The sequence below is a fragment of the Cryobacterium zhongshanensis genome, from assembly GCF_022760445.1.
GTDB classification, from domain to species: Bacteria; Actinomycetota; Actinomycetes; order Actinomycetales; family Microbacteriaceae; genus Cryobacterium; species Cryobacterium algoricola.
The window spans coordinates 954232-975872 of sequence record NZ_JALGAR010000001.1; the positions used below are offsets into that span (position 1 = coordinate 954232).

The window sequence follows — 21641 nt, forward strand, 5'->3', positions numbered from 1 at the left end:
GTGGCATCCGGCACCTTCGCCGACGCCGGAGCAGACCTCGAACTGGTCGGCATCCAGAAGCGCTTCCCCGGCTTCACCGCCATCGAGCACCTCGACCTCTCCATCCCGGCCGGCTCCTTCTTCGCCCTGCTCGGCCCGTCCGGCTGCGGCAAGACGACGACGCTCCGGCTCGTCGCAGGTCTCGAAGAGCCGACCGCGGGCAGCATCCTGATCGGCGGGACGGATGTCACTCAGCAGAAGGCCTTCCAGCGCCCGGTCAACACGGTGTTCCAGAGCTACGCGCTCTTCCCGCACATGACCGTGCTCGAGAACGTCGCCTTCGGGCTCCGCCGCCGGAAGATCGCCGACCCGGTCGGCAAGGCGCACGAGGCGCTCCGGCTCGTCGAGCTCGACCACCTCGCCGCCCGCAAGCCGCAGCAGCTGTCCGGCGGGCAGCAGCAGCGGGTCGCCCTGGCCCGGGCGATCGTGAACAAGCCGGCCCTCCTGCTGCTCGACGAACCGCTCGGCGCCCTCGACCTCAAACTGCGCAGGCAGATGCAGCTCGAGCTCAAGACCATCCAGGAGGAAGTCGGGCTCACCTTCCTGCACGTCACGCACGACCAGGAGGAGGCCATGACCATGGCCGACACCATCGCGGTGATGAACAAGGGCCGGATCGAACAGATGGGTGCGCCAGAGGTGCTCTACGAGCTGCCGAAGACGGCCTTCGTCGCCAACTTCCTCGGCCAGTCGAACCTCTTCACCGGGCCCGTCATCGGCAGCACGAGCACGTCGATCACGGTCGACGTCGCCGGGCACCGGGTCATCGTTCCCGCTGACCGGGCGCACCGTCATGCCGGCGAGGTCACGATCGGCGTCCGTCCGGAGAAGATGTGGCTGCACCGGAAGGCGCCCGCCGAGGCCGCAGACCGCAACATCATGGGCCCCGGCCGGGTGATCGACGTGTCCTTCAGCGGCGTGAGCACCCAGTACCTCGTCGCCGTGCCCTACATCGGCACCCTGATCGTCTTCGCCCAGAACATGGCCTTCGGCCCGGTCGCGGATGTCGGTGACGAGGTCTGGCTGGACTGGCACGTCGAGCACGGCTTCGGCCTCGAAGACGAGCCCGTTCCGGGCGCCGGCCCCCGGTTCGCCGCGGACACCGACACCCGGAGCATCGCGGCGCAGCGTCGCGAGTCCCTCGTCACGGAGCTCGAGGAGGCCTAGTGGCGTTCGCGGCCTTCGCCACCACGACTGCGCAGGCAGACCCGGCCCCGCGGCGACGCAGCCGGGTCGCACTCCTGCTGCTGTTGCCCGGCATCCTCTATCTCGTCCTGTTCTTCCTGACGCCGCTCGTGTCGCTCCTGATCACCTCGTTCCAGGCGCCCGCCGAGTTCGGGGACATCGGCCAGTACACGTATGCGTTCAACTGGCAGAACTACGTCGACGTCGTCACCGACTACTGGCCGCACATCGTGCGGTCCTTCGCCTTCGCCCTCGCCGCGACGGTGCTCGCCCTGCTGTTCAGCTACCCGCTCGCCTATTTCATCGGCGTGACCGCGCGGCGCTGGCCGTTGCTGCAGAGCCTGATGCTCGTGCTCGTGATCGCGCCGTTCTTCATCAGCTTCCTGCTGCGCACCCTGGCCTGGAAGCAGCTGCTCTCCGACGAGTCCTTCGTCGTGACGAGCCTCAAGGCCGTCTCGCTGCTCGCGCCGGATGCCCACCTCACCGGCACTCCGATCGCCGTCATCTTCGGGTTGACCTACAACTTCATCCCGTTCATGACCCTTCCGCTCTACACGACCCTCGAGCGGCTCGACCTGCGCTACCTCGAGGCGGCGAGCGACCTGTATGCGCACCCGTTCGACGTGTTCCGCAAGGTGACGATCCCCCTGTCGATGCCCGGGATCGTCGCGGGTACCCTGCTGACCTTCATCCCCGCCGCCGGCGACTACGTCAACGCGAGTCGCGACTTCCTCGGCGGGCCGGACAGCCAGATGATCGGCAACGTGATCGAGGCCAACTTCCTGGTGCTGCTTAACTACCCGGCGGCCGCGGCCCTCTCGATCATCCTGATGAGCGTGATCCTCGTGATCGTCGGAATCTACGTCAAACGTGCGGGCACGGAGGAACTGCTGTGAAGATCTCCCTCGGCAAGTGGCTGCTGCCGCTCTACTCCGCCCTCGCCCTGCTGTTCCTGATGGTCCCGATCGCGTACACGTTCGTCTTCTCGTTCAACGACTCGCTCAAGTCGAACATCACCTGGCGCGGGTTCACCTTCGACAAGTGGCTGAACGTGTGCGCCGTGCAGAACGGTGCGGTCTGCGAAGCGTTCGGCAACAGCCTCGTGATCGGCTCCGTCGCGACCGTGCTCGCGACCGTGATGGGCACCATGATCGCGATCGCGATCGTGCGCTACCGGTTCCGGTTCCGCTCGGCGACGAGCCTGCTGCTCTTCCTGCCGATGGCCACGCCGGAAGTCGTCCTCGGCGCGGGACTCGCCGCGCAGTTCCTGTCGCTCGGCGTCGCCAAGGACATGACCACGATCATCCTCGCGCACACGATGTTCTGCATCAGCTTCGTCGTCGTGACCGTCAAGGCCCGCGTCGCGAGCCTCGACCCCGCGCTCGAGGAGGCCGGGCGCGACCTCTACGGTTCGTCGGCCCAGGTCTTCCTCCGGGTGACGCTCCCGCTGCTGGTCCCCGGCATCCTCGCCGCCGCCCTGTTGTCGTTCGCGCTGAGTTTCGATGACTTCATCATCACGAACTTCAACTCGGGTGCCGTCACGACGTTCCCGAAGTACATCTACATCTCCGCGGCCCGCGGCATCCCCGCAGAGGCGAACGTGATCGCATCCGCCGTCTTCATCTTCGCGCTCGTGGTCGTCGTCACCGCGCAGGTGTCCTCCGCGGCACGGGCGAAGAGGCTCGCCAAGGAGGGCTAGCCGTGGCTCGCCACCCGCGCACAGGGTAACAACTGGGGCGGGGCCGCGTCCGCGCTACCGGTAGCTCGCGTGGATGCGTCCGACTGCGTGGCCGCCGCCGTACACGGCGAGGCCGAGGTCGGGGAGCAGCGCTTCGACATCCGTGTGGGCGATCGCGCCAGCGTCGGCGAGCAGGTTGAGTGCGACGAGCGTCGCCGCCCGCAGGCTGCCGTCGAGGATCTTGAGTGCGACGGTCGTTCCGTTCGGGGCGGCCGCGACCATGATGCCCTCTGCGCCGCCCTTCACGAACAGGCCGAGCCGGTCGATCACGAGGGTGTCCGGCTTGCCGGGCCCCGCGACGACCCAGCCGTTCTGGCGAACGGCCTCGGAGAGGAAGCCGGCCTCACGGTAGATCGCGAACGGCGAGTTCGACTTCGACGACGCGATCCGGCCGATGCCGCGGGCGAGGCCGGCGAGGGAGAGGGCGTGCACGGGCGCGCCGCAGCCGTCGACGCCCGAGGCGGCGGGGCGTTCCCCGGTGAAGCGTTCGACGACGTCGAGAATGCGCTTCTGCAGCGGATGCTCCGGCTCGAGGTATCCGGTCAGCGGCCACTCGTTCTGCACACACGCCACGAGCATCGCCGCGTGCTTGCCCGAGCACTCCATGTAGATGGGGGCCTGGCCCGCGCCGAGGCGCACGAGCGCATCGCGGGTCGCGTGGTCGATCGGCCAGGCCGGCGGGCAGGCGAGCGCGGTCTCCGGGATTCCGGCCCGGGAGAGCAGGCCGCGCACGAGATCGGCGTGGCGTTGGGTGCCGGTGTGGCTCGCGGTCGCGATCGCGGCATCCTCACCGCGCAGGGTGACGCCGCTCGCCATCACCGCGACGGCCTGGAACGGCTTCATCGACGAGCGGGGGAAGACCGGGCTCGTGACATCGCCGAGGGAGCGCAGCACGGCGCCCTCTCCCGTCAGAACGACGGCGGAACCGGCATGCCGCGACTCGACGAAGCCGCTGCGTTCGACGACGGCGAGTTCGACGGCATCCGTCACGGCGAAGGTCTGCACGGGGTGCGGGAGCTGGGTGTGCCCGAGTGTGTCCGCGAACGACACTAGAGCGCGGCGATCGCGTCGTCGATGACCGAGAGGGCATCGAGGAGCAGTGCGTCGGTGACGGCGAGGCTCGGCAGGAACCGGAGCACGTTGCCGTAGGTGCCCGCGGTGAGCAGCAGCACGCCGTGCTGGGCGGCGTATGCCGCGATCGAGTTGACCGCCGCGGCGTTGGCCACCTTGGTCGTCGCCCCGGTGCCCGGCTGCACGAGCTCGATCGCGATCATCGCACCACGCCCACGGATGTCCCCGATGATGTCGTACTTGTCCTGAAGCTTCCCGAGGCCCGCGCGCAGGGTCTTCTCGATCCGCTGCCCCTCCGCAAGGAGGTTGTTCGCCTCGATCGCCTCGAAGACGGCGATCGCAGCGGCGCAGGAGACCGGGTTGCCGCCGAAGGTGCCGCCGAGGCCGCCGGTCTGGGAAGCGTCCATGATCTCGGCGCGTCCGGTGACCGCCGCGAGCGGGAAGCCGCCGGCGATGCCCTTGGCCGTGAGCACGAGGTCGGGGACCCAGCCGAAGTGCTCGCTCGCGTAGTAGGCGCCTGTACGGGCCATGCCGCTCTGGATCTCGTCCGCGATCATGACGACGCCGTTGGCGGTGCACCAGTCCTGCAGGGCGGTGAAGTAGCCCTCGGCGGCGACCATGAAGCCGCCCTCGCCCTGGATCGGTTCGACGACGAGGCAGGCCAGGTCGGACGCGCCGATGACCTTGTCGAGGTAGGCGATCGTGCGTGCGGCGGCATCCGCCCCGCTGAGGCCGTCGTGATAGGGGTACGAGCTCGGCACGTGGTACACGTCGCTCGCGAGCGGGCCGTAGCCGGTCGCGTACGGCATCGCCTTGTAGTTCATCGCCATCGTGAGCACGGTGCGGCCGTGGTATGCGTGGTCGAGCACGGCGACGGCACGGCGACCGGTGAACTTGCGGGCGATCTTCACGCCGTTCTCCACGGCTTCGGCGCCCGAGTTGATCAGCACCGACTTCTTCGCGAAATCGCCGGGGGTGTGCTCGGCGAGGAGCTCGCAGACGCGCACGTATTCCTCGTACGGCGTGACCGTGAAGAGGGTGTGGATGAAGTCCTCCGCCTGCCCGACCGCGGCAGCGACGACGCTCGCCTCGGTGTGGCCGATCGTCGTGACGCCGATGCCGGCACCGAGGTCGATGAACTGGTTGCCGTCGACGTCGACGACGATCGCCCCGTGGGCCTTCACGATGTACACCGGGAGGGCTGAGCCGACGCCGCCGGACACCGTCGCGAGGCGGCGCTGCTGCAGCTCGACCGAACGCGGGCCGGGGATGGCCGTGACGATGCGTCGCTCCTGCGTGACCGAGGGAGCAGTGGACGGTGGGGTCGAGGGCGTCAGCGTGTCAGTCATGATGCGTTCAGTTTACCCAGTGAGAGAATCGGGGAATGAAAATTGAGCACCACTTCGACGTGCGTGTTGCGTGGACAGGCAACCGCGGAACGGGCACAAGCGACTACCGGGCATACGGGCGCGACCATGTCGTGTCCGCAGAGGGCAAGCATCCGGTCGAGGGGTCATCGGACCGCGCGTTCCGCGGCGACGCCGACCGCTGGAACCCGGAGGAACTCCTGATTGCCGCGCTGAGCCAGTGCCACATGCTCTCGTACCTGCACGTGGCCGCGAGGAACGGCGTCGTCGTGGTCGGGTACACCGATGACGCGACCGGCACGATGGTCCAGACCAACGGCGGCGGCCACTTCACCGGGGTGACACTGCGGCCACGGGTCACCGTCTCCGATGCCGGCCAGGTGGATCTCGCCCAGTCGCTGCACGCCGAGGCCGAGCGGGAGTGCTTCATCGCCGCATCGGTGAACTTCCCGGTCGGGCACGAACCCGAGACCGTCGCCGCTCCCTGACCCGCAGGTCAGGGAGCGACAGCGGGTCAGACGCCGGAGAGGGCGCGCAGCGTCTCTTCGATGACGGATGCCGCGTCGTCGATGAGCTCCTCGGAGATGACGACGGACGGCATGATCCGCAGCACGGAGTCCCAGCTGCCGGCGTCGAGCACGATCACGCCGTGCGTGGTCGCGTGCTTGATGATCGCGGTGAGCGCCTCGGGATACGGCGTGGTCGTTCCGGGGTGCACGAGCTCGACGCCGAACATGGCGCCCTTCCCGCGGACCTCGCCGACGACGGAGAACTTCTCGGCCCAGTCGCCGATGCGGGCCCAGAGGGCCTTCTCGACGCGCTTGGCCTCGCCGAGCAGGTCGTCGCGTTCGATGATCTCGAGCACCTTGAGCGCTGCCGCGGTCGAAACCGGGTTGCCGCCGAAGGTTCCGCCGATGCCGCCGGGCTGCACGGCATCCATGATGTCGGCGCGACCGGTGACGGCGGCGAGCGGGAAGCCGCCCGCGATGCCCTTGGCCGTGGTGACGAGGTCGGGGACGACGCCGTGGTGCTCGATCGCGTACCAGACGCCGGTGCGGGCGATGCCGGCCTGGATCTCGTCGGAGACGAAGACGATACCGTTCTCGGTGCAGAACTCGCTGATCCGCTTGAAGTAGCCGGGGGCGGGGATGACGATGCCGCCGTCGCCCTGGATCGGCTCGACGAAGAACGCCGCGATCTCGGTGGCGCCGATGTGGGTCGTGATGTAGTCGATCGTCTTCTCGGCGGCTTCCTCGCCGGTCAGTCCGTCGCGGTACGGGTAGCTCGTCGGGACGCTGTAGATCTCGCCGGGGAACGGGCCCATGCCGGCGCGTTCCGGCCAGGGCCGGTACGTCATGGTCATGGTGAGGTTGGTGCGGCCGTGGAAGGCGTGGTCGAGCGCGACGATGGCGCGACGGCCGGTGAACTTACGGGCGATCTTGACCGCGTTCTCGACGGCCTCTGCACCCGTGTTGACGAGGATCGACTTCTTCGGGAAGTCACCGGGGGTGATCTCGGCGAGCTTCTCGGCGACGGCGACGTAGTTCTCGTACGGCGTGACCGTGAAGAGGGTGTGGGTCAGCTTCGCGGCCTGGGCGGCGGCGGCCTCGGCGACCTCGGCGTTCGCGTGCCCGATCGTGGTGACCCCGATGCCGCAGCCCATGTCGATGATCTGGTTGCCGTCGACGTCGACGAGGATCGCGCCGGCTCCGTGGTCCATGTAGACATTGATGAGCGTGCCGGCTCCGCGGGAGACCGAGTTGACCCGGCGTTCCTGCAGTTCAATGGACTTGGGGCCCGGCAGGGCGGTGACGAGTTTGCGTTTTTGGGGGACCGAGTACGAAGCAGACATGGGTCCAGCTTAGTTTGCGTCGATTTCCCCGGTGTTTCCGCGCGCCGGTCGCGACCGAACCCGGTTAGACGCGCTCTCGCGGGAAGACCTTGTCTGCGAGCCCGTGCAGCCCGGGGCGGGGTGATTCGTTGTAGCGCCCGGCGAGTTCCTGGCCGGACAGCTTGTGGATGGCGGCCATGATCTCGTCGGTGGCCTGGCGGCGGGCCCGGCCTGAAGTGGCCGGCCCGTGGCGGCTGACGTCGATCGGTTCGCCGAAGTTGACGGTGATCTTCCGCACCCGGGGGATCCGGGTGCCGACGGGCTGGATCTCCTGGGTGCCGATCAGGCCGACCGGCACGACGACGGCGCCCGTCGTGAGGGCGAGCCAGGCGACGCCGGTGCGTCCTTTATACAGGCGCCCGTCGAGGGAGCGGGTGCCCTCGGGGTAGATGGCGAATGCGCTGTCCGATTCGAGGATGCTGCGCCCGGCGTCGAGCGCGTCCTGTGCGGCCTGGCCGGCACCGCGTTCGATCCCGACAGCACCGATCGACTCGAACCAGGTGCGGGTCAGGTACCCCTTGAATCCCGTCCCGGTGAAGTACGTCGACTTCGCGAGGTACTGCACGCGGCGCGGGGTCACGAGCGGGATGACCATGCTGTCGATGAACGAGAGGTGATTGCTCGCGAGGATGACCCGGCCGGAGCGGGGGATGTTCTCCGTGCCCGTGATGATCGGACGGAAGATGATCCGGGCGATCGGCGCCATGATGCCGTAACTCAGGTAGTAGACGAATCCGGGGCGACGGGTTTTGGGGAGATCCGAAGCGGTCTCCGCGGCCTCATCGGGCTCCTGGATAAGGGGTTCCTGGGGTTCGTCCTTGGCTCCGGTCACTGCTCGACCCTACCGCCGTGACACCCGGTACCACGAAAGCTAGTCTGAGGGAATGCGCAGACGAGTAGTAATCCTCGGGTCCACCGGTTCGATCGGAACCCAGGCCCTCGACGTGATCCGGGCCAATCCGACCCGCTTCGAAGTGGTCGGTCTTTCGGCAGGCACCAATCGGGAACTGCTTGCGCAGCAGGCGGAGGAATTCCAGGTCGACGACACCGCGCTCGGCGCCGTCGAGGCAGAACAGCTCGTGACGGATGTCGACGCGGACGTGGTGCTCAACGGCATTACGGGGTCTGTGGGGCTCGGCCCGACCCTTGCGGCGCTCAGGGCCGGGCGCACCCTCGCCCTCGCGAACAAGGAGTCCCTCATCGTCGGCGGTGACCTGGTCACGGCGCTCGCCGCGCCCGGGCAGATCGTGCCGGTCGACTCGGAGCATTCCGCGATCGCGCAGGCGCTCCGGTCAGGCACGGCCCGTGAGGTGTCCCGGCTCGTGCTGACGGCATCCGGTGGCCCGTTCAGAGGGCGCACCCGCGAGGAGATGCGGTCGGTGACCCCCGCCCAGGCGCTCGCGCACCCGACCTGGGACATGGGGCTCGTCGTCACGACGAACTCGGCGACCCTCGTGAACAAGGGCCTCGAGATCATCGAGGCGCACCTGCTCTTCGACGTCGCCTACGAGGACATCGACGTCGCCGTACACCCGCAGTCGATCGTGCACTCGATGGTCGAGTTCATCGACGGCTCGACGATCGCGCAGGCCTCGCCGCCCGACATGCGCCTGCCGATCTCGCTCGGCCTCGACTGGCCGAACCGCGTCGCCGCCGTCGGCGTTCCCCTCGACTGGACGAAGCCGCAGACCTGGACGTTCGAACCCCTCGACACCGTCGCGTTCCCCGCCGTCGCACTCGCCAAGCAGGTCGGCCGTGCCGGTGGCACCTACCCGGCCGTGTTCAACGCGGCCAACGAGCAGGCCGTCGCCGCCTTCCATGCCGGCCGGATCGGCTTCCTCGACATCGTCGACACCATCCAGCGGGTCGTCGAGACCCACGAGCAGGACGGCCCCCTCACCCGCGAGTCCCTCGCCGCCGCAGAGTCCTGGGCCCGCGCCGCCGCCGACATACTCCTCGAGGCGTAGCCCGCCCGGCGCCTGGCCAATCCGAAACGTCTGGCCAGAACGGCTATTCAGCGGATACAGTGATGTCATAGTGACAACGGGGGACAACGGCGTGGCGATCATGATCTGTGTGAAGCGGGCCGTTCCTGCGGCCATTCTCTGTGGCGTTCTCGCCGTGACGCTCGCTGCGTGCGCCGGTGCGGACGGGGCAAGCCCGCCGGCCGCTGTACCGTCGGTCTCGTCTTCGACTGTGGCGACGGATGCCGCGACCGCGCCGACAGGGACGCCGGCGGCCGACCCGGCATCCGCTCCGACCAGCATCGTTTTGCATTCGGACCGGCTCGAGGTCGTCGATGCCGCCGGCGTGCAGCGAGGGTCTGTCGACTACACGGAACCCATCGCGAACGCCGTGGCTATCCTCGTCGCAGCGACCGGGACCCAGCCCGTCGTGGCGCCGTCCGCTCACGTTGTGGAATCGGACCCAGGCACGTCCTACAGCTGGGACGGGATCACACTGACCGACCCGGTCACCGCGGTCGAGTCGGACTGGCAGTTCGACTGGTACGCGCGGGTCGACGGCCCCTCGTCCGGCGCTCTCCCGATCACCACGGCTGCTGGTGTGCAGGTCGGCCAAACCAAGGGCGACGTCGACGCGCGCGCCCCGGGTGCCCTGACGCCCGTCGAGGTCACCGGAGGCACGGTGTACGACGGAACCTTCGAGGAAAGAACCGTCGCGACGGGCGCGAGCGGCGAGGCGATGACGTATTCGGTGCGGGTGAGGGTGGGGAAGGCCCCTGCTGTCGTCACCACCTTGATCGCCCCAGCTCAGAACTGGGGCGGCTGACCGGTCAGGCCCGGTAGCTGTCCGCCGTCGCCGTGAGGGCGGTGAGCCACGGGGTCGGTGCGACGCCGAGGTCGCGTTCGGTCTCTGCCGATTCGATGATGAACGGCGAGGTGAACTGGTAGCTCGAGGCATAGACCTCGCGCATCAGCGGGTTGACGAGGCCGATGCTCCGCAGCACCCACTGCGGGTAGCCGGAGACCGAGCCCGCGCAGTCGTAGCGTTCATTCAGCTCGGCGGCGATCTCCACCCGGCTGGCCGACGCGCTCGGCACGTGCCAGATCCGGCCCCAGTCCCCGGTGTGGTCCGCGGCGGCGATCAGGGTCGACACGATGTCGGGCAGGTAGCTCCAGCTGTGCGGGAGTTCGGGCTTGCCGACGACCCGCGCGGTCGTGCTAGCCAGGATTGAGGTGAAGAAGTCAGCGCCGAGGTGCGCGGTGCCGGTCGAACCCGGGCCGAAGTAGTCGCTCGCGCGCACCTCGACCGCCCGGATCTGGCCGTTCTCGTGCGCCGCACGCACCCGGCGCCAGCCCTCCCTCCGGATCAGGCCCTTCCGCTCGGTCGTCGTCTCCGGAGTGTGCTCGGTCATCGCCCCGCGCGGCGTACCGTACGGGTACAGGTTGCCCATCACGACGAGGGAAGCGCCTGTCGCCGCGGCGGCGGTGATCGCCGCACCGACGATCGGGGGCCACTGTTCGGCCCAGTCGGTGTAGGGCGGGTTGGTGCAGAGGAAGATCGTGGATGCCCCGGCCGCTGCGGCGGAGAAGGCGTCCGGGTCGCTCGCGTCGAGCACGAGCGGGGTCGCCCCCGCCGCGGGTGACCCGGAGCGGGTCGCGATCGTGACGGTGTCCCCGCGCGCGGCGAGCCGTTCGGCGACGGGACGGCCGATCAGGCCGGCCCCGACAACAAGGTGGTGAGTCATCTGTCCTTCCGGCCCGGGGCGAGGGTCACCCGTCGCAGTTGTCCTTCTTCGGATTGCACTTGTCCTTCTTACCGTTGCCCGTGCCGGGGCCACTGTCAACGGACGGAGGGGGCTTGGGGCCCGTTCCTGGCGTCGCGGTGGGCGTGCTCGCCGCAGCGGCGAGCGCCGCCAGATCGGCGGTCACACCGTCGATCGCCGCCTGGATCTCGGTCGCGCGGGTTCCCGTGACCTGGCCGGTCGCGGCCGCCGTGAGCAGGTCGGCCTGCACGGCGTCGAGGGCCGCGGAGGCGCCCGGGTAGTCGCCGGCCGCTGCGGCCTCGGTCACCGCGAGCACGCCCGACTGCAACTGGGTCGCCGTCGACGGCTGCACGGGGGAGTCGTCCGACGCGCATCCCGTGAGGGCGGCGGCCACGAGCAGCGCGCCGCCCACGAGCGCCGCGACGCGGCCACGGATGGTGCCGGTTCCCGTGCGGGTCCTGGCGGGTCTGCCGGCGCTCACGGGGCCACGCTTTCCTGGAGCTGTCGGAGGTGCTCGCCGAGAGTGCCCGTAACGTCGGGGTATGCCGGGGCGCTCGTGGACGAGCCGGCCGGGGCATCCGCCTGCGCGGCGGGGCGCAGCGTGACGCCGAGCACGACGATCGTGATCAGGGCGGCTGCCGCGATGAGGAGCACGGCGAGACCGGTCGTGCCGGTGAGCATCCGAGGCCAGGCCGTTGCCCGGGGCGCGCGAACGGATGCCGCCGGCGCCTCGGTCGCCCGCCCCGGCGTCCCGGCGCCGAACGCCACCGTCTCGGCAGTGGATCCGCCTCCGGACCGGTCAGTGGCGGATCCGGAGGGCTCGCCGGGAAGGAACAGCGTCGGGGCGTCCGCCGGGGCGAAGGCGCGTGTCGCCGCAGATTCTTGTGCCGGGTCGAGCGCCCGCGTCGGGGCGCTCGGTGCCAGGAACCCGCGCGTCGGGGCGTCCGCCGGAGCGTAGGCGCTCGTCGGGGCGTCCGCCGTGTCCGCCGCCTCGGACTGCGCCAGCAGCCGCAGCCGCACTGCGGCATCCGCCGGACTGAACCGCGCGCCCGGTTCGCGCTGGGTCATGCCGCCGAGTACCGCGGCCCAGGCCGGGCCAAAGGCCACGGGGACCTCCGGGTCGCGCTGCAGCCGCGCCATCGCGGACTCGATCGCGGTTCCCGGGTACGCGCGCTCTCCGGTCAGGCATTCGAGCAGCACCAGACCGAGGGAGTAGACGTCGCTCGGCGCGCCGATCGTCGTGCCGAGCGCCTGTTCAGGGCTGAGATAGCCGGCCGTTCCGAGGAAGGAGCCGGTCGCTGTGAGGCGGGTCGCGTCGACGAGCCTGGCGATGCCGAAGTCTGCGAGCTTGGCGTGCGCCGCGCGGCCGGGGAAACCGGAGGGGGCCAGCAGCACGTTCGCGGGCTTGATGTCGCGGTGGATGATCCCGCGTTCGTGCACGTAGTGCAGCGCCTCCGCGAGGTCAGCGCCGATGGTGGCGACCTCGGACCGAGGCAGCGGGCCGGCGGCGATCCGGGTGCGCAGGTCGGTGCCGTCGACGAGTTCCATCACGATGAAGGTGCGGGCGGTCCCGTCGACGATCGCGGTGCCCGCGTCGAAGAGCGTGACGAGGGCGAAGTGGTTGAGGCTCGCGAGCACGGCGACTTCGCCGCTCTGCCGTTCCGGGCCGGCATCGTCCGCGGTATTGAGCCGGAAGAGCTTGACCGCGACGGTGCGGCCCAGGGCGAGGTCGGTCGCCTCGTAGACGACGGCCATCCCCCCGGTACCGATCAGCCGGTCGATCCGGAAACGGTCGGCGAGGCTGACGCCGATGAGGGCGTCAAGCTGGCGGGCGGAGCCCGAGGAAGGCGAAGGCAGGAGGAGAGTCCTTTCGGGTTCGGTACCCAAGCAAACCACATCCCGCATAGCGAACCGCCAGCGGCCTGTCAGCTTGGGGTGAGTAATCTACGACTGTGGAAACCGTGCTGCTGTATATCTTGGGCGTCGTCATCGTCGTCATCGGACTCGCCCTGTCCATCGGCCTGCACGAAATCGGCCACCTGCTGCCGGCGAAGGCCTTCGGCGTCAAGGTCACCCAGTACATGATCGGCTTCGGCCCCACGCTGTGGTCGCGCCGCAAGGGCGAAACCGAATACGGCGTGAAGGCCATTCCCCTCGGCGGATATATCTCCATGATCGGCATGTTCCCGCCCGCGAAGCCCGGTGAGAAGCCCCACCCCAACAGCACGGGCTTCTTCAACCAGCTGGTGCAGGAGGGCGCTCCCGCCCAGGACCAGACCGCCCAGGACCCGAACCTCCAGGACCCGAACGCGAAGAGGCCAGGCGCCCTGACGAGCCTCGTCGAGGACGCCCGCCAGTCGAGCGCCGACACGATCGGCGCCGGCGAGGAACACCGCGCCTTCTACCGCCTGGCCGTGTGGAAGCGCATCATCATCATGCTCGGCGGCCCGACCATGAACCTGCTGATCGCGGTCGTGCTCTTCGCCGTGCTCCTGATGGGCTTCGGAACCGCGCAGGCGAGCACAACGGTCGGCAGCGTGTCCGCGTGCGTCCTCCCGGCCTCGAGCACCCAGACGGCCTGTGGCGCAACCGACGAGAAGTCCCCGGGCGCCGCGGCCGGCCTGCAGCCCGGCGATCGCCTCGTGAGCATCGACGGCACCGCGATCACGAGCTGGGACCAGTCCACCGGGATCATCCGCAGCTCGCCAGGCACCCCGCTCGCCGTCGTCGTCGACCGCGCCGGAACCGACGTGAACCTCACGATCACCCCCAAACTGACCGAACGGTACGTGCTCGACTCCGCAGGCAAGGTCACGACGGATGCCGACGGCACGGCCGTCACCCAGGAGGTCGGCTTCGTCGGCATCGGCCCGGCAGGCGAACTCGTCCAACAGCCCGTCACGGCCGTGCTCCCCGCCGTCGGAGACAACATCGGCGCCGTCGTGCACATGATCCTGAACCTCCCCCAACGGATGGTCGACATCGTCAACGCCGCATTCGGTCCCGGCGAGCGCGACCCGAACGGTCCGATCAGCGTCGTCGGCGTCGGCCGCGTCGCCGGCGAGATCGCGAGCATCAACACCATCCCCATCGCGAGCAAGGCCGCGAGCCTGATCGGCCTGCTCGCCTCGCTCAACGTTGCCCTGTTCGTGTTCAACCTGATCCCGCTGATGCCGCTCGACGGCGGCCACGTCGCGGGCGCACTCTGGGAGGGCCTGCGCCGCCGGGTCGCGAAGCTCTTCAAGCGCAAGGATCCGGGCCCGGTCGACATGGCCAGGCTGATGCCGCTCACCTTCGCGGTCGTCATCGTGCTCGGCGGCATGAGCCTCCTGCTCATCTACGCCGACATCGTCAAGCCGATCAACCTCTTCGGCTGAAACCCCGGACACCTTTCCGGTCGAGAGTGACCTTTCCGCGGGGCACTCTCGACCGGAAAGGTGACACTCGCGACATGGCCCAGGGCCAGAGTGCGCGCCGGTACGTACTCCCGGGGGCGGATGCCGGGGGTCGCTCCGGCACGTAGCATCGGAATATGCCACCACACTGGGATACCGACGCGCCGTGGTTCGACCACGACCGCGCGCTTCCCGTTGCCGACTTCGGTAACCGAATGCCACGCAGGGGCCGGGTGCGCTTCCCCGCGATCTTCTCGTTCCTCGTCCAGGTTCCCGCGACCGTCGTGCTCGCCCGCTACGGCCGCGACTTCGGCCACGCCGGGCATGATCTCGGCGGTGAACTCGGCGCGCCCCGGCCCGGCTGGTTCCTCGCGGTCGCCCTCGCCCTGATCGGTCCGATCGCCCTCCTCGGCGCCCGCCGCTTCCCCGGCCCGGTTGCGGCCGTGTGCGCCGCTGCGGCCGGCGCGCTCATCCTGCTCCGCCCGGACATCGGCCTGCCCTACGTGGCCCTGGCCTTCGCGATCGTGCTCGGGATCGTGCGCGGCGCGCGGGTCTGGGTCTACGCATCCGTTGCCGTGGCCTGGGCGACGACCATCGCGCTCGCCGGCACGCTCGGAGTCCCGCTTCCGCCCGCCCGCATCGCGATCACGACCGTCGCCCTCGCCGTGCTCTGCGCGATCGGAGAATGGGTGCGCACCCGGCGCGAGCAGATCCGTGAGCTGCGCCGCCGAGCGGATGCCCGCCGCCAGTCCGCGGAACAGCGCGAGCGGGTGCGCATCGCGCGGGAACTGCACGACGTGCTCGCGCATTCGTTGTCCCTGATCAACGTGCAGGCCGGAGTCGGACTGCACCTCATCGACAGCCAGCCCGCGAAGGCGGCGGAGGCCCTCGCGAACATCAAGCTCACGAGCAAGACCGCGCTCGATGAGGTACGCACGGTGCTCGGCATCCTGCGTTCCGACACCGAGGGGGAGAGCGGTGAGAGTGCCGGGGGTACCGTGCCGCTCACCCCCGAGCCCGACCTGTCGCGGCTTCCCGCTCTGATCGACTCGTACAGCGCCCAGGGGTTGCACGTCGAGCTCATCGCACAGCTGCAGCCCGTGATGGAGGCCACGACCGCCGCCACCCAGCTCGCGCTCTTTCGGATCTGCCAGGAGTCCCTCACCAACGTGCTGCGGCACTCGCAGACCCGGTCAGCGACCGTCCGGCTCGAGCTCGACGACGGTTACGCCGTGCTCACGGTGACCGACGAGGGCTCGACCGAGCCGCTCGACCCGGCCATCGTTCCCGGCGGCGGCCTGCTCGGCATGCGCGAACGCGCGGAACTCCTCGGCGGGAGCCTGCGCGTCGAACGGCCGTCGCCGGGCGGGTTCCTCGTCGAGGCGCGCCTTCCCGTGCGGAGGATGCGGTGATCCGCGTCGTCATCGCCGACGACCAGCAGCTGATCCGGGCGGGCTTCCGCTCCCTGCTCGAGTCCGAACCGGACCTCGAGGTCGTCGCGGACGCGGCGACGGGCGCGGAAGCCGTTGAGCAGGTCACCCGGCTCCGGCCCGACGTCGTGCTGATGGACGTCCGGATGCCCGGCGGCGACGGTCTCTGGGCGACCGAGCAGATTGCCGGCAACCCCGAGCTCGCCGGAACGCACATCGTGATCGTGACGACCTTCGAACTCGACGAGTACGTGGTCCAGGCGATCAGGGCCGGCGCGAGCGGCTTCCTGGTCAAGGACACCGAGCCGACCGAACTGATCCGGGCGGTGCGGGTCGCCGCGGCCGGGGACGCGCTGCTCTCGCCCGGCGTGACCCGGCGACTGCTCACCCGGCTCGAGACCGGGCTACGGCGGCCGAGCGATCCGGCAGCGCTCGCCGCGCTCACCGACCGGGAACGTGAGGTGCTCGCGCTCGTCGGCCGGGGACTCACCAACACCGAGATCGGCGTGCGGCTGTTCCTCAGCCCGCTCACCGCGAAGACCCACGTTTCGCGGATCATGTCGAAGCTCGCCGCGCGCGACCGCGTGCAACTGGTGATCCTCGCCTACGAGTCGGGACTCGTCAGCGACGGCTGGTGACCTGCACCCGGGGGAGTAGTCGAGGTGACTCCACCGGGCCGATGCCCCGCGAGGCACCGCCGGGAAGAATCGGTTCATCGGTTCTTCCCACCGAGGCTCCCGTGCCGGGAGTCCTCAACAGATTGGATTCTCCATGCTTTCGACAGCAGTTCTCACCGGGTTCGCCACCCACATGGGCTATGGCCCGGGCTGGGGCGGCGGGCCGGTCTGGTTGTTCTTCCTGATCCCGTTCTTCGGCCTTCTCCTCGTGGTCACCCTCTTCGCCATCCTCGGCCGGCGCTGGCGTCGGCACGGCGGACCCGGCTTTTCCGGTCACCCCGGCTGGCAGGCGTGGCAGGCGGCCCAGGCCGGGCAGGCCGACGGCACCCGGAGCGCCGAGAAGACCCTCGCCGAGCGCTTCGCCCAGGGTGACATCGACGAGGTCGAGTACCGTGCCCGCCTCGAGGTGCTCCGCGCCAATCGCGCAGACCCCGCCCCCGGCGCGCCGCTCCCGCCCCAGTAGCCCCACACCTACCTTTCCGGTCGAGAGTGCCCGTTGCACGGGTCACTCTCGACCGGAACGGGAACAGTCGGTGTTCGGGGTGGAAGCCGGAAATCGCCAGGGCCGGGCATCCGCCCAGTTCTGGCACCTAAGATATTCGCGTGGCTGCAATCAATTTGGGAATGCCCAAAGTACCTGAAATCCTCGCTCCCCGGCGCAAGAGCCGGCAGATCAAGGTCGGCAAAGTCCTCGTCGGCGGTGACGCCCGAGTGAGCGTCCAGTCGATGACGACGACTCCGACCACCAACATCAACGGCACCCTGCAGCAGATCGCCGAACTCACGGCGAGCGGATGCGACATCGTGCGTGTCGCCGTCCCGAGCCGTGACGACGCAGAGGCCCTGCCGATCATCGCGAAGAAGAGCCAGATCCCTGTGATCGCGGACATCCACTTCCAGCCGAGCTATGTCTTCGCGGCGATCGACGCGGGCTGCGCCGGCGTGCGGGTCAACCCGGGCAACATCCGCAAGTTCGACGACCAGGTCGGCAAGATCGCCGCAGCGGCCAAGGCCGCCGGCGTCTCGATCCGGATCGGCGTCAACGCGGGTTCCCTCGAGCCGAGCATCATGCAGAAGTACGGCAAGGCCACCCCGGAGGCGCTCGTCGAGAGCGCCGTCTGGGAGGCCAGCCTCTTCGAGGAACACGATTTCCACGACTTCAAGATCTCGGTCAAGCACAACGACCCCGTGATCATGGTCAAGGCGTACCGCCTTCTCGCGGAACGCGGCGACTGGCCCCTGCACCTCGGCGTCACCGAGGCCGGCCCGTCCTTCCAGGGCACCATCAAGAGCGCGACGGCCTTCGGCATCCTGCTCGGCGAGGGCATCGGCGACACCATCCGCGTCTCGCTGAGCGCACCGCCCGCGGAAGAGGTCAAGGTCGGCCTGCAGATCCTGCAGTCGCTCAACCTCCGCGAGCGCAAGCTCGAGATCGTCTCCTGCCCGAGCTGCGGCCGCGCCCAGGTGGATGTCTACAAGCTCGCCAACGACGTCACCGACGGTCTCGAGGGCATGACCGTGCCCCTGCGCGTCGCCGTGATGGGCTGCGTCGTCAATGGACCCGGCGAGGCCCGCGACGCCGACCTCGGTGTCGCATCCGGCAACGGCAAGGGTCAGATCTTCGTCCGCGGCGAGGTCATCAAGACCGTGCCGGAGTCCGAGATCGTCGCGACCCTGATCGAAGAGGCCAACCGCCTCGCCGCCGAGATGCCGCCCTCTGAGGACTCCCTGGGAGCCCCCGTCGTCACGATCACCCGGTAGCCCCGCGCGGGCCCGCCCGCCCGCCCCAATCCCCGCCAACTGTTGCCGTTCCGGACAACTGTGCCTGCTTTGCCGGCCGCAGTTGTCCGTAACGGCAACAGTCGTATCCGGCGCGCGCCGTAAAGTAGGGGGGTGCCTACACGTCTGTCGTCTTATTTCCTCCGTACCCTCCGCGAAGACCCCTCGGATGCCGAGGTCACCAGCCACCGCCTCCTGGTCCGGGCCGGCTACATCCGCCGCCAGGCCCCCGGCATCTTCGCCTGGCTGCCGATCGGCCTCCGCGTCAAGAACAAGATCGAGACCATCGTCCGCGAGGAGATGGCCGAATCCGGCGCCTTCGAGGTGCACTTCCCGGCCCTGCTCCCGCGCGAACCCTACGAGGTCACCGGCCGCTGGGACGAGTACGGCGACGGCCTCTTCCGCCTCCAGGACCGCAAGGGCAGCGACCTCCTGCTCGCGCCGACCCACGAGGAGGTCTTCACGCTGCTCGTGAAGGACCTCTACAACAGCTACAAGGACCTGCCGCTGTCGATCTATCAGATCCAGGACAAGTACCGCGACGAGGCACGCCCCCGCGCCGGCCTCCTGCGCGGCCGCGAGTTCACGATGAAGGACGCGTACTCCTTCGACTACACCGACGCCGGCCTCGACCTGAGCTACCAGGCCCAGCGCGACGCCTACGAGCGCATCTTCACCCGGCTCGGCCTCGAGTACGTGATCGTCAAGGCGGATGCCGGCGCGATGGGCGGATCCCGGAGCGAAGAGTTCCTGCACCCCACCCCGATCGGTGAAGACACCTTCGTGCGTTCGGCCGGCGGGTACGCCGCCAACGTCGAGGCCTTCACGACCCTGGTCCCTCCGGTCATCGACTGGACGGCGCTGCCGGCCGCCGAGGTGCACGACACCCCGGACACCCCGACCATCCAGACCCTCGTCGACAGCGCAAACGCGAACCACCCCCGCACCGACGGTCGCGAGTGGACGGCGGCGGACACCCTCAAGAACATCGTGCTCGCCCTGACCAACCTCGACGGCACCCGCGAACTCGTCATCGTCGGCGTCCCCGGCGACCGCGACGTGGACCTCAAGCGCGCCGAGGTCGTCTTCGCCCCCGCAGAGGTCGAAGCGGCCAACCCCGGCGACCTCGCCAAGCACCCCGGACTCGTCACGGGCTACATCGGACCGTGGGCCCCGGCCGGCGCCGTGCTCGGCGACACGTCGGCCACGGGCATCCGTTACCTCGTCGACCCCCGCGTCGTCGATGGCACCGCGTGGATCACCGGAGCCAACGAGAACGGCCGCCACGTCTTCGGCCTCGTCGCGGGGCGCGACTTCGCCGTCGACGGCACGGCAGAGGTTGCGAACGTGCGGGCAGGCGACCCGGCCCCCGACGGCTCCGGCCCCGTCGAGCTCGCGCGCGGCGTCGAGATCGGCCACGTCTTCCAGCTCGGCCGCAAGTATGCGGAAGCCCTCGGACTCAAGGTGCTCGACGAGAACGGGAAGCTCGTCACGGTCACGATGGGCTCGTACGGGATCGGGATCACCCGCATCCTCGCGCTCCTCGCCGAGCTCAACAACGACCCGAAGGGCCTGATCTGGCCCGTGTCGGTCGCTCCGTTCGACGTGCACGTGATCGCGGCAGGGCGCGACGAGATCGTCTTCGAGACCGCGGCCGCGGTGGCAGCGACCCTCGAGGCCACCGGCCGCGAGGTGCTCTACGACGACCGCCGCAAGGTCTCGCCCGGCGTCAAGTTCGGCGACGCCGAACTGATCGGGGTTCCGCAGATCGTGATCGTCGGACGCGGAGCCGTCGACGGCATCGTCGAGCTGTGGGACCGCCGCACGGGAGAGCGCATCCAGTGCGCCGTGGACAACCTCGGCGCGCACTTCGCCTGAGAACCGCCCAGAAACGCCGTCTGAAACAGGCGCCCGTCCCCTTCGGGGTGACGGGCGCCTGTTCCGTCGGGTACCGTAGACACCAGCCCGCTGCGCAGTTTCGCGGCGGCAGAATCTGAATAGAGGAGGCCGGCCATGGACATCGACCTCAGCGTGTTGCGGCAGTTGGAGCGCGAGAAAGAGATTCCCTTCGAGGAACTCGTGCAGATCATCGAGCAGGCGATCTTGACGGCATACGTCAAGCACACCCACCAGGGTGAGACAACGAAGCAGGCCGTCGAAGAAGAGCCGGAAGCGCGTGTCGTTCTCGACCGCAAGTCCGGCCACGTCGACATTTTTGTTCCAGAGCTCGACGAAGACGGCAACGTCATCGGCGAAGCGATCAACAACCCGACCGACTTCGGCCGGATCGCGGCCTTCGCCGCGAAGCAGGTCATCAACCAGCGTCTCCGCGACCTGGCCGACGACGCAGTGCTCGGAGAATTCAAGGGGCGCGAAGGCGAGATCGTCGCCGGCGTCATCCAGCAGGGCCCGAACCCGCGGATGATCCACGTCGACCTCGGCACGATCGAAGCGATCCTTCCGCCGGAAGAACAGGTCCCCGGCGAAACCTACGTGCACGGTGCCCGGATCCGGGTCTACGTCACGGCCGTCGGCAAGGGCCTGAAGGGCCCGCAGATCACCGTGTCGCGCACCCACCCGTCCCTCGTCCGGCGCCTGTTCGCCCTCGAGGTCCCCGAGATCGCGAGCGGTGTCGTTGAGATCGTCTCCCTCGCCCGTGAGGCGGGTCATCGCACCAAGATGGCCGTGCGCGCGACCGAGCCCGGCGTCAACGCCAAGGGCGCCTGCATCGGCGAACTCGGCCAGCGCGTCCGCGCCGTGACAGCGGAGCTCAACAACGAGAAGATCGACATTGTCGACTACTCTCCGGACCTCGCGACGTTCGTCGCGAGCGCCCTGTCGCCGGCCAAGGTGACGAGCGCCTACGTGATCGACCAGTCGATCAAGGCCGTCCGCGCCCTCGTTCCCGACTACCAGCTCTCGCTCGCGATCGGCAAAGAGGGCCAGAACGCCCGCCTCGCCGCCAAGCTGACCGGCGCCAAAATCGACATCCAGCCGGACAGCATCCTGGAGGACTCGGAATAGGGGGTACGATGGAACCCGTTAGAACGTGCATTGGATGCCGTTCGCGCGCTCCTCGTGCCTCTTTACTGAGGCTCGTAGCCCGAGACTCGGACCTCGTGGTGGATCACACCGCCACTCTGCCCGGTCGAGGCGCGTGGCTGCATCCCAGCATCGAATGCTTCCAGGACGCACTGCGGCGACGCGCTTTCGGGCGTGCGCTTCGCGTGACCAGTCCTCTGGACGCGAAACAACTAGAGAACAGGCTGAACTGGCTAATGGACAACTAATGAGCGGCTCGAAATGAGACCCGTCCGTTACTAACGGTCTGCCCCTTTCCGG

Annotated in this window: 21 protein-coding genes; 14 read left to right on the forward strand and 7 right to left on the reverse strand. The window is 69.0% G+C overall.

The features are described from left to right. The 3 genes from MQH31_RS04320 to MQH31_RS04330 are packed head-to-tail and all read left to right on the forward strand — an operon-like array spanning position 1 to position 2923. The gene (locus tag MQH31_RS04320) at positions 1–1206 is read left to right on the forward strand and encodes an ABC transporter ATP-binding protein (protein WP_243011055.1); all 1206 of its coding nucleotides are present in this window, start codon (positions 1–3) and stop codon (positions 1204–1206) included. Further along, positions 1206–2120, forward strand: coding sequence for an ABC transporter permease (locus tag MQH31_RS04325; RefSeq protein WP_243011056.1), 915 nt, complete (start codon positions 1206–1208; stop codon positions 2118–2120). Before MQH31_RS04320 ends, MQH31_RS04325 begins: the two co-directional genes overlap by 1 nt. Continuing rightward, positions 2117–2923: an ABC transporter permease gene (locus tag MQH31_RS04330; protein WP_243011057.1), complete on the forward strand. Its 807-nt coding sequence runs from the start codon at positions 2117–2119 to the stop codon at positions 2921–2923. The genes MQH31_RS04325 and MQH31_RS04330 overlap by 4 nt, the downstream gene beginning before the upstream one ends. A gap of 54 nt (positions 2924–2977) precedes the next feature. Here MQH31_RS04330 and MQH31_RS04335 read toward each other — a convergent pair whose 3' ends face one another. After that, positions 2978–4012 (reverse strand): asparaginase, encoded by a 1035-nt coding sequence (locus MQH31_RS04335; RefSeq protein ID WP_243011058.1) that lies wholly within the window; start codon positions 4010–4012, stop codon positions 2978–2980. Next, entirely contained in the window at positions 4012–5382 is a 1371-nt protein-coding gene (gabT, locus tag MQH31_RS04340; RefSeq protein WP_243011059.1) for a 4-aminobutyrate--2-oxoglutarate transaminase, read from the reverse strand. Before gabT ends, MQH31_RS04335 begins: the two co-directional genes overlap by 1 nt. A 35-nt stretch (positions 5383–5417) precedes the next feature. On the opposite strand from gabT, the gene MQH31_RS04345 reads away from it, so the two are divergent. Continuing rightward, the gene (locus tag MQH31_RS04345) at positions 5418–5888 is read left to right on the forward strand and encodes an OsmC family protein (RefSeq protein WP_134532766.1); all 471 of its coding nucleotides are present in this window, start codon (positions 5418–5420) and stop codon (positions 5886–5888) included. Between the two features lie 26 nt (positions 5889–5914). On the opposite strand, the gene MQH31_RS04350 is transcribed toward MQH31_RS04345, so the two are convergent. Then, entirely contained in the window at positions 5915–7252 is a 1338-nt protein-coding gene (locus MQH31_RS04350; protein WP_243011060.1) for an aminotransferase class III-fold pyridoxal phosphate-dependent enzyme, read from the reverse strand. 64 nt (positions 7253–7316) lie between these two features. Continuing rightward, the gene (locus MQH31_RS04355; protein WP_372488108.1) at positions 7317–8123 is read right to left on the reverse strand and encodes a lysophospholipid acyltransferase family protein; all 807 of its coding nucleotides are present in this window, start codon (positions 8121–8123) and stop codon (positions 7317–7319) included. 52 nt (positions 8124–8175) lie between these two features. On the opposite strand from MQH31_RS04355, the gene dxr reads away from it, so the two are divergent. Both dxr and MQH31_RS04365 read left to right on the forward strand, forming a co-directional pair. Beyond that, positions 8176–9258: a 1-deoxy-D-xylulose-5-phosphate reductoisomerase gene (gene dxr / locus MQH31_RS04360; protein WP_243011061.1), complete on the forward strand. Its 1083-nt coding sequence runs from the start codon at positions 8176–8178 to the stop codon at positions 9256–9258. Between the two features lie 70 nt (positions 9259–9328). Then, the gene (locus MQH31_RS04365) at positions 9329–10081 is read left to right on the forward strand and encodes a hypothetical protein (RefSeq protein ID WP_243011062.1); all 753 of its coding nucleotides are present in this window, start codon (positions 9329–9331) and stop codon (positions 10079–10081) included. Between the two features lie 4 nt (positions 10082–10085). Here the strand turns inward: MQH31_RS04365 and MQH31_RS04370 are convergent, their stop codons facing one another. Genes MQH31_RS04370 through MQH31_RS04380 form a run of 3 tightly spaced genes read right to left on the reverse strand, consistent with a single transcriptional unit; the run spans position 10086 to position 12905 of the window. Next, positions 10086–11000, reverse strand: a complete 915-nt coding sequence (locus tag MQH31_RS04370; protein WP_243011063.1) for an NAD-dependent epimerase/dehydratase family protein — start codon at positions 10998–11000, stop codon at positions 10086–10088. Positions 11001–11025: 25 nt separating this feature from the next. Continuing rightward, positions 11026–11499 carry a hypothetical protein gene (locus MQH31_RS04375; RefSeq protein WP_243011064.1) on the reverse strand — a complete coding sequence of 158 codons (474 nt, stop codon included), beginning with the start codon at positions 11497–11499 and terminating at the stop codon, positions 11026–11028. Then, complete coding sequence (locus MQH31_RS04380; protein WP_243011065.1) at positions 11496–12905, reverse strand: serine/threonine-protein kinase; 1410 nt, start codon at positions 12903–12905, stop codon at positions 11496–11498. Before MQH31_RS04380 ends, MQH31_RS04375 begins: the two co-directional genes overlap by 4 nt. 65 nt (positions 12906–12970) lie before the next feature. Between MQH31_RS04380 and MQH31_RS04385 the strand changes: the two genes are divergently transcribed. The 8 genes from MQH31_RS04385 to MQH31_RS04420 all read left to right on the forward strand — a co-directional run bounded on the left by MQH31_RS04385 (position 12971) and on the right by MQH31_RS04420 (position 21589). Next, a complete protein-coding gene (locus MQH31_RS04385) occupies positions 12971–14395 on the forward strand; it encodes a M50 family metallopeptidase (protein WP_243011066.1) in 1425 nt (474 codons plus the stop codon). A 155-nt stretch (positions 14396–14550) separates the two neighbouring features. Further along, complete coding sequence (locus MQH31_RS04390; RefSeq protein ID WP_243011067.1) at positions 14551–15825, forward strand: sensor histidine kinase; 1275 nt, start codon at positions 14551–14553, stop codon at positions 15823–15825. Then, positions 15822–16481 (forward strand): response regulator, encoded by a 660-nt coding sequence (locus MQH31_RS04395; RefSeq protein ID WP_243011068.1) that lies wholly within the window; start codon positions 15822–15824, stop codon positions 16479–16481. Before MQH31_RS04390 ends, MQH31_RS04395 begins: the two co-directional genes overlap by 4 nt. 133 nt (positions 16482–16614) lie before the next feature. Further along, positions 16615–16983: an SHOCT domain-containing protein gene (locus MQH31_RS04400; protein WP_241976011.1), complete on the forward strand. Its 369-nt coding sequence runs from the start codon at positions 16615–16617 to the stop codon at positions 16981–16983. A gap of 140 nt (positions 16984–17123) precedes the next feature. Then, positions 17124–18281: a flavodoxin-dependent (E)-4-hydroxy-3-methylbut-2-enyl-diphosphate synthase gene (ispG, locus tag MQH31_RS04405; RefSeq protein ID WP_174775023.1), complete on the forward strand. Its 1158-nt coding sequence runs from the start codon at positions 17124–17126 to the stop codon at positions 18279–18281. 132 nt (positions 18282–18413) lie between these two features. Beyond that, positions 18414–20177, forward strand: a complete 1764-nt coding sequence (locus MQH31_RS04410) for a proline--tRNA ligase (RefSeq protein WP_243011069.1) — start codon at positions 18414–18416, stop codon at positions 20175–20177. Positions 20178–20312: 135 nt separating this feature from the next. Then, positions 20313–21323 carry a transcription termination factor NusA gene (gene nusA / locus MQH31_RS04415; RefSeq protein ID WP_134532751.1) on the forward strand — a complete coding sequence of 337 codons (1011 nt, stop codon included), beginning with the start codon at positions 20313–20315 and terminating at the stop codon, positions 21321–21323. Positions 21324–21331: 8 nt separating this feature from the next. After that, on the forward strand, positions 21332–21589 hold the full coding sequence (locus MQH31_RS04420; protein ID WP_243011070.1) for a YlxR family protein: 258 nt from the start codon (positions 21332–21334) through the stop codon (positions 21587–21589). The last annotated feature ends 52 nt before the right edge of the window (positions 21590–21641 follow it).

What these genes read in the sequence shown, in the direction of transcription:
- MQH31_RS04345 (WP_134532766.1), top strand. Translation starts at nt 5,418, where the DNA reads ATGAAAATTGAGCACCACTTCGACGTGCGTGTTGCGTGGACAGGCAAC.
- MQH31_RS04400 (WP_241976011.1), top strand. Translation starts at nt 16,615, where the DNA reads ATGCTTTCGACAGCAGTTCTCACCGGGTTCGCCACCCACATGGGCTAT.
- MQH31_RS04370 (WP_243011063.1), bottom strand. Translation starts at nt 11,000, where the DNA reads ATGACTCACCACCTTGTTGTCGGGGCCGGCCTGATCGGCCGTCCCGTC.
- MQH31_RS04420 (WP_243011070.1), top strand. Translation starts at nt 21,332, where the DNA reads ATGGAACCCGTTAGAACGTGCATTGGATGCCGTTCGCGCGCTCCTCGT.
- nusA (WP_134532751.1), top strand. Translation starts at nt 20,313, where the DNA reads ATGGACATCGACCTCAGCGTGTTGCGGCAGTTGGAGCGCGAGAAAGAG.
- gabT (WP_243011059.1), bottom strand. Translation starts at nt 5,382, where the DNA reads ATGACTGACACGCTGACGCCCTCGACCCCACCGTCCACTGCTCCCTCG.
- MQH31_RS04390 (WP_243011067.1), top strand. Translation starts at nt 14,551, where the DNA reads ATGCCACCACACTGGGATACCGACGCGCCGTGGTTCGACCACGACCGC.
- MQH31_RS04350 (WP_243011060.1), bottom strand. Translation starts at nt 7,252, where the DNA reads ATGTCTGCTTCGTACTCGGTCCCCCAAAAACGCAAACTCGTCACCGCC.
- dxr (WP_243011061.1), top strand. Translation starts at nt 8,176, where the DNA reads ATGCGCAGACGAGTAGTAATCCTCGGGTCCACCGGTTCGATCGGAACC.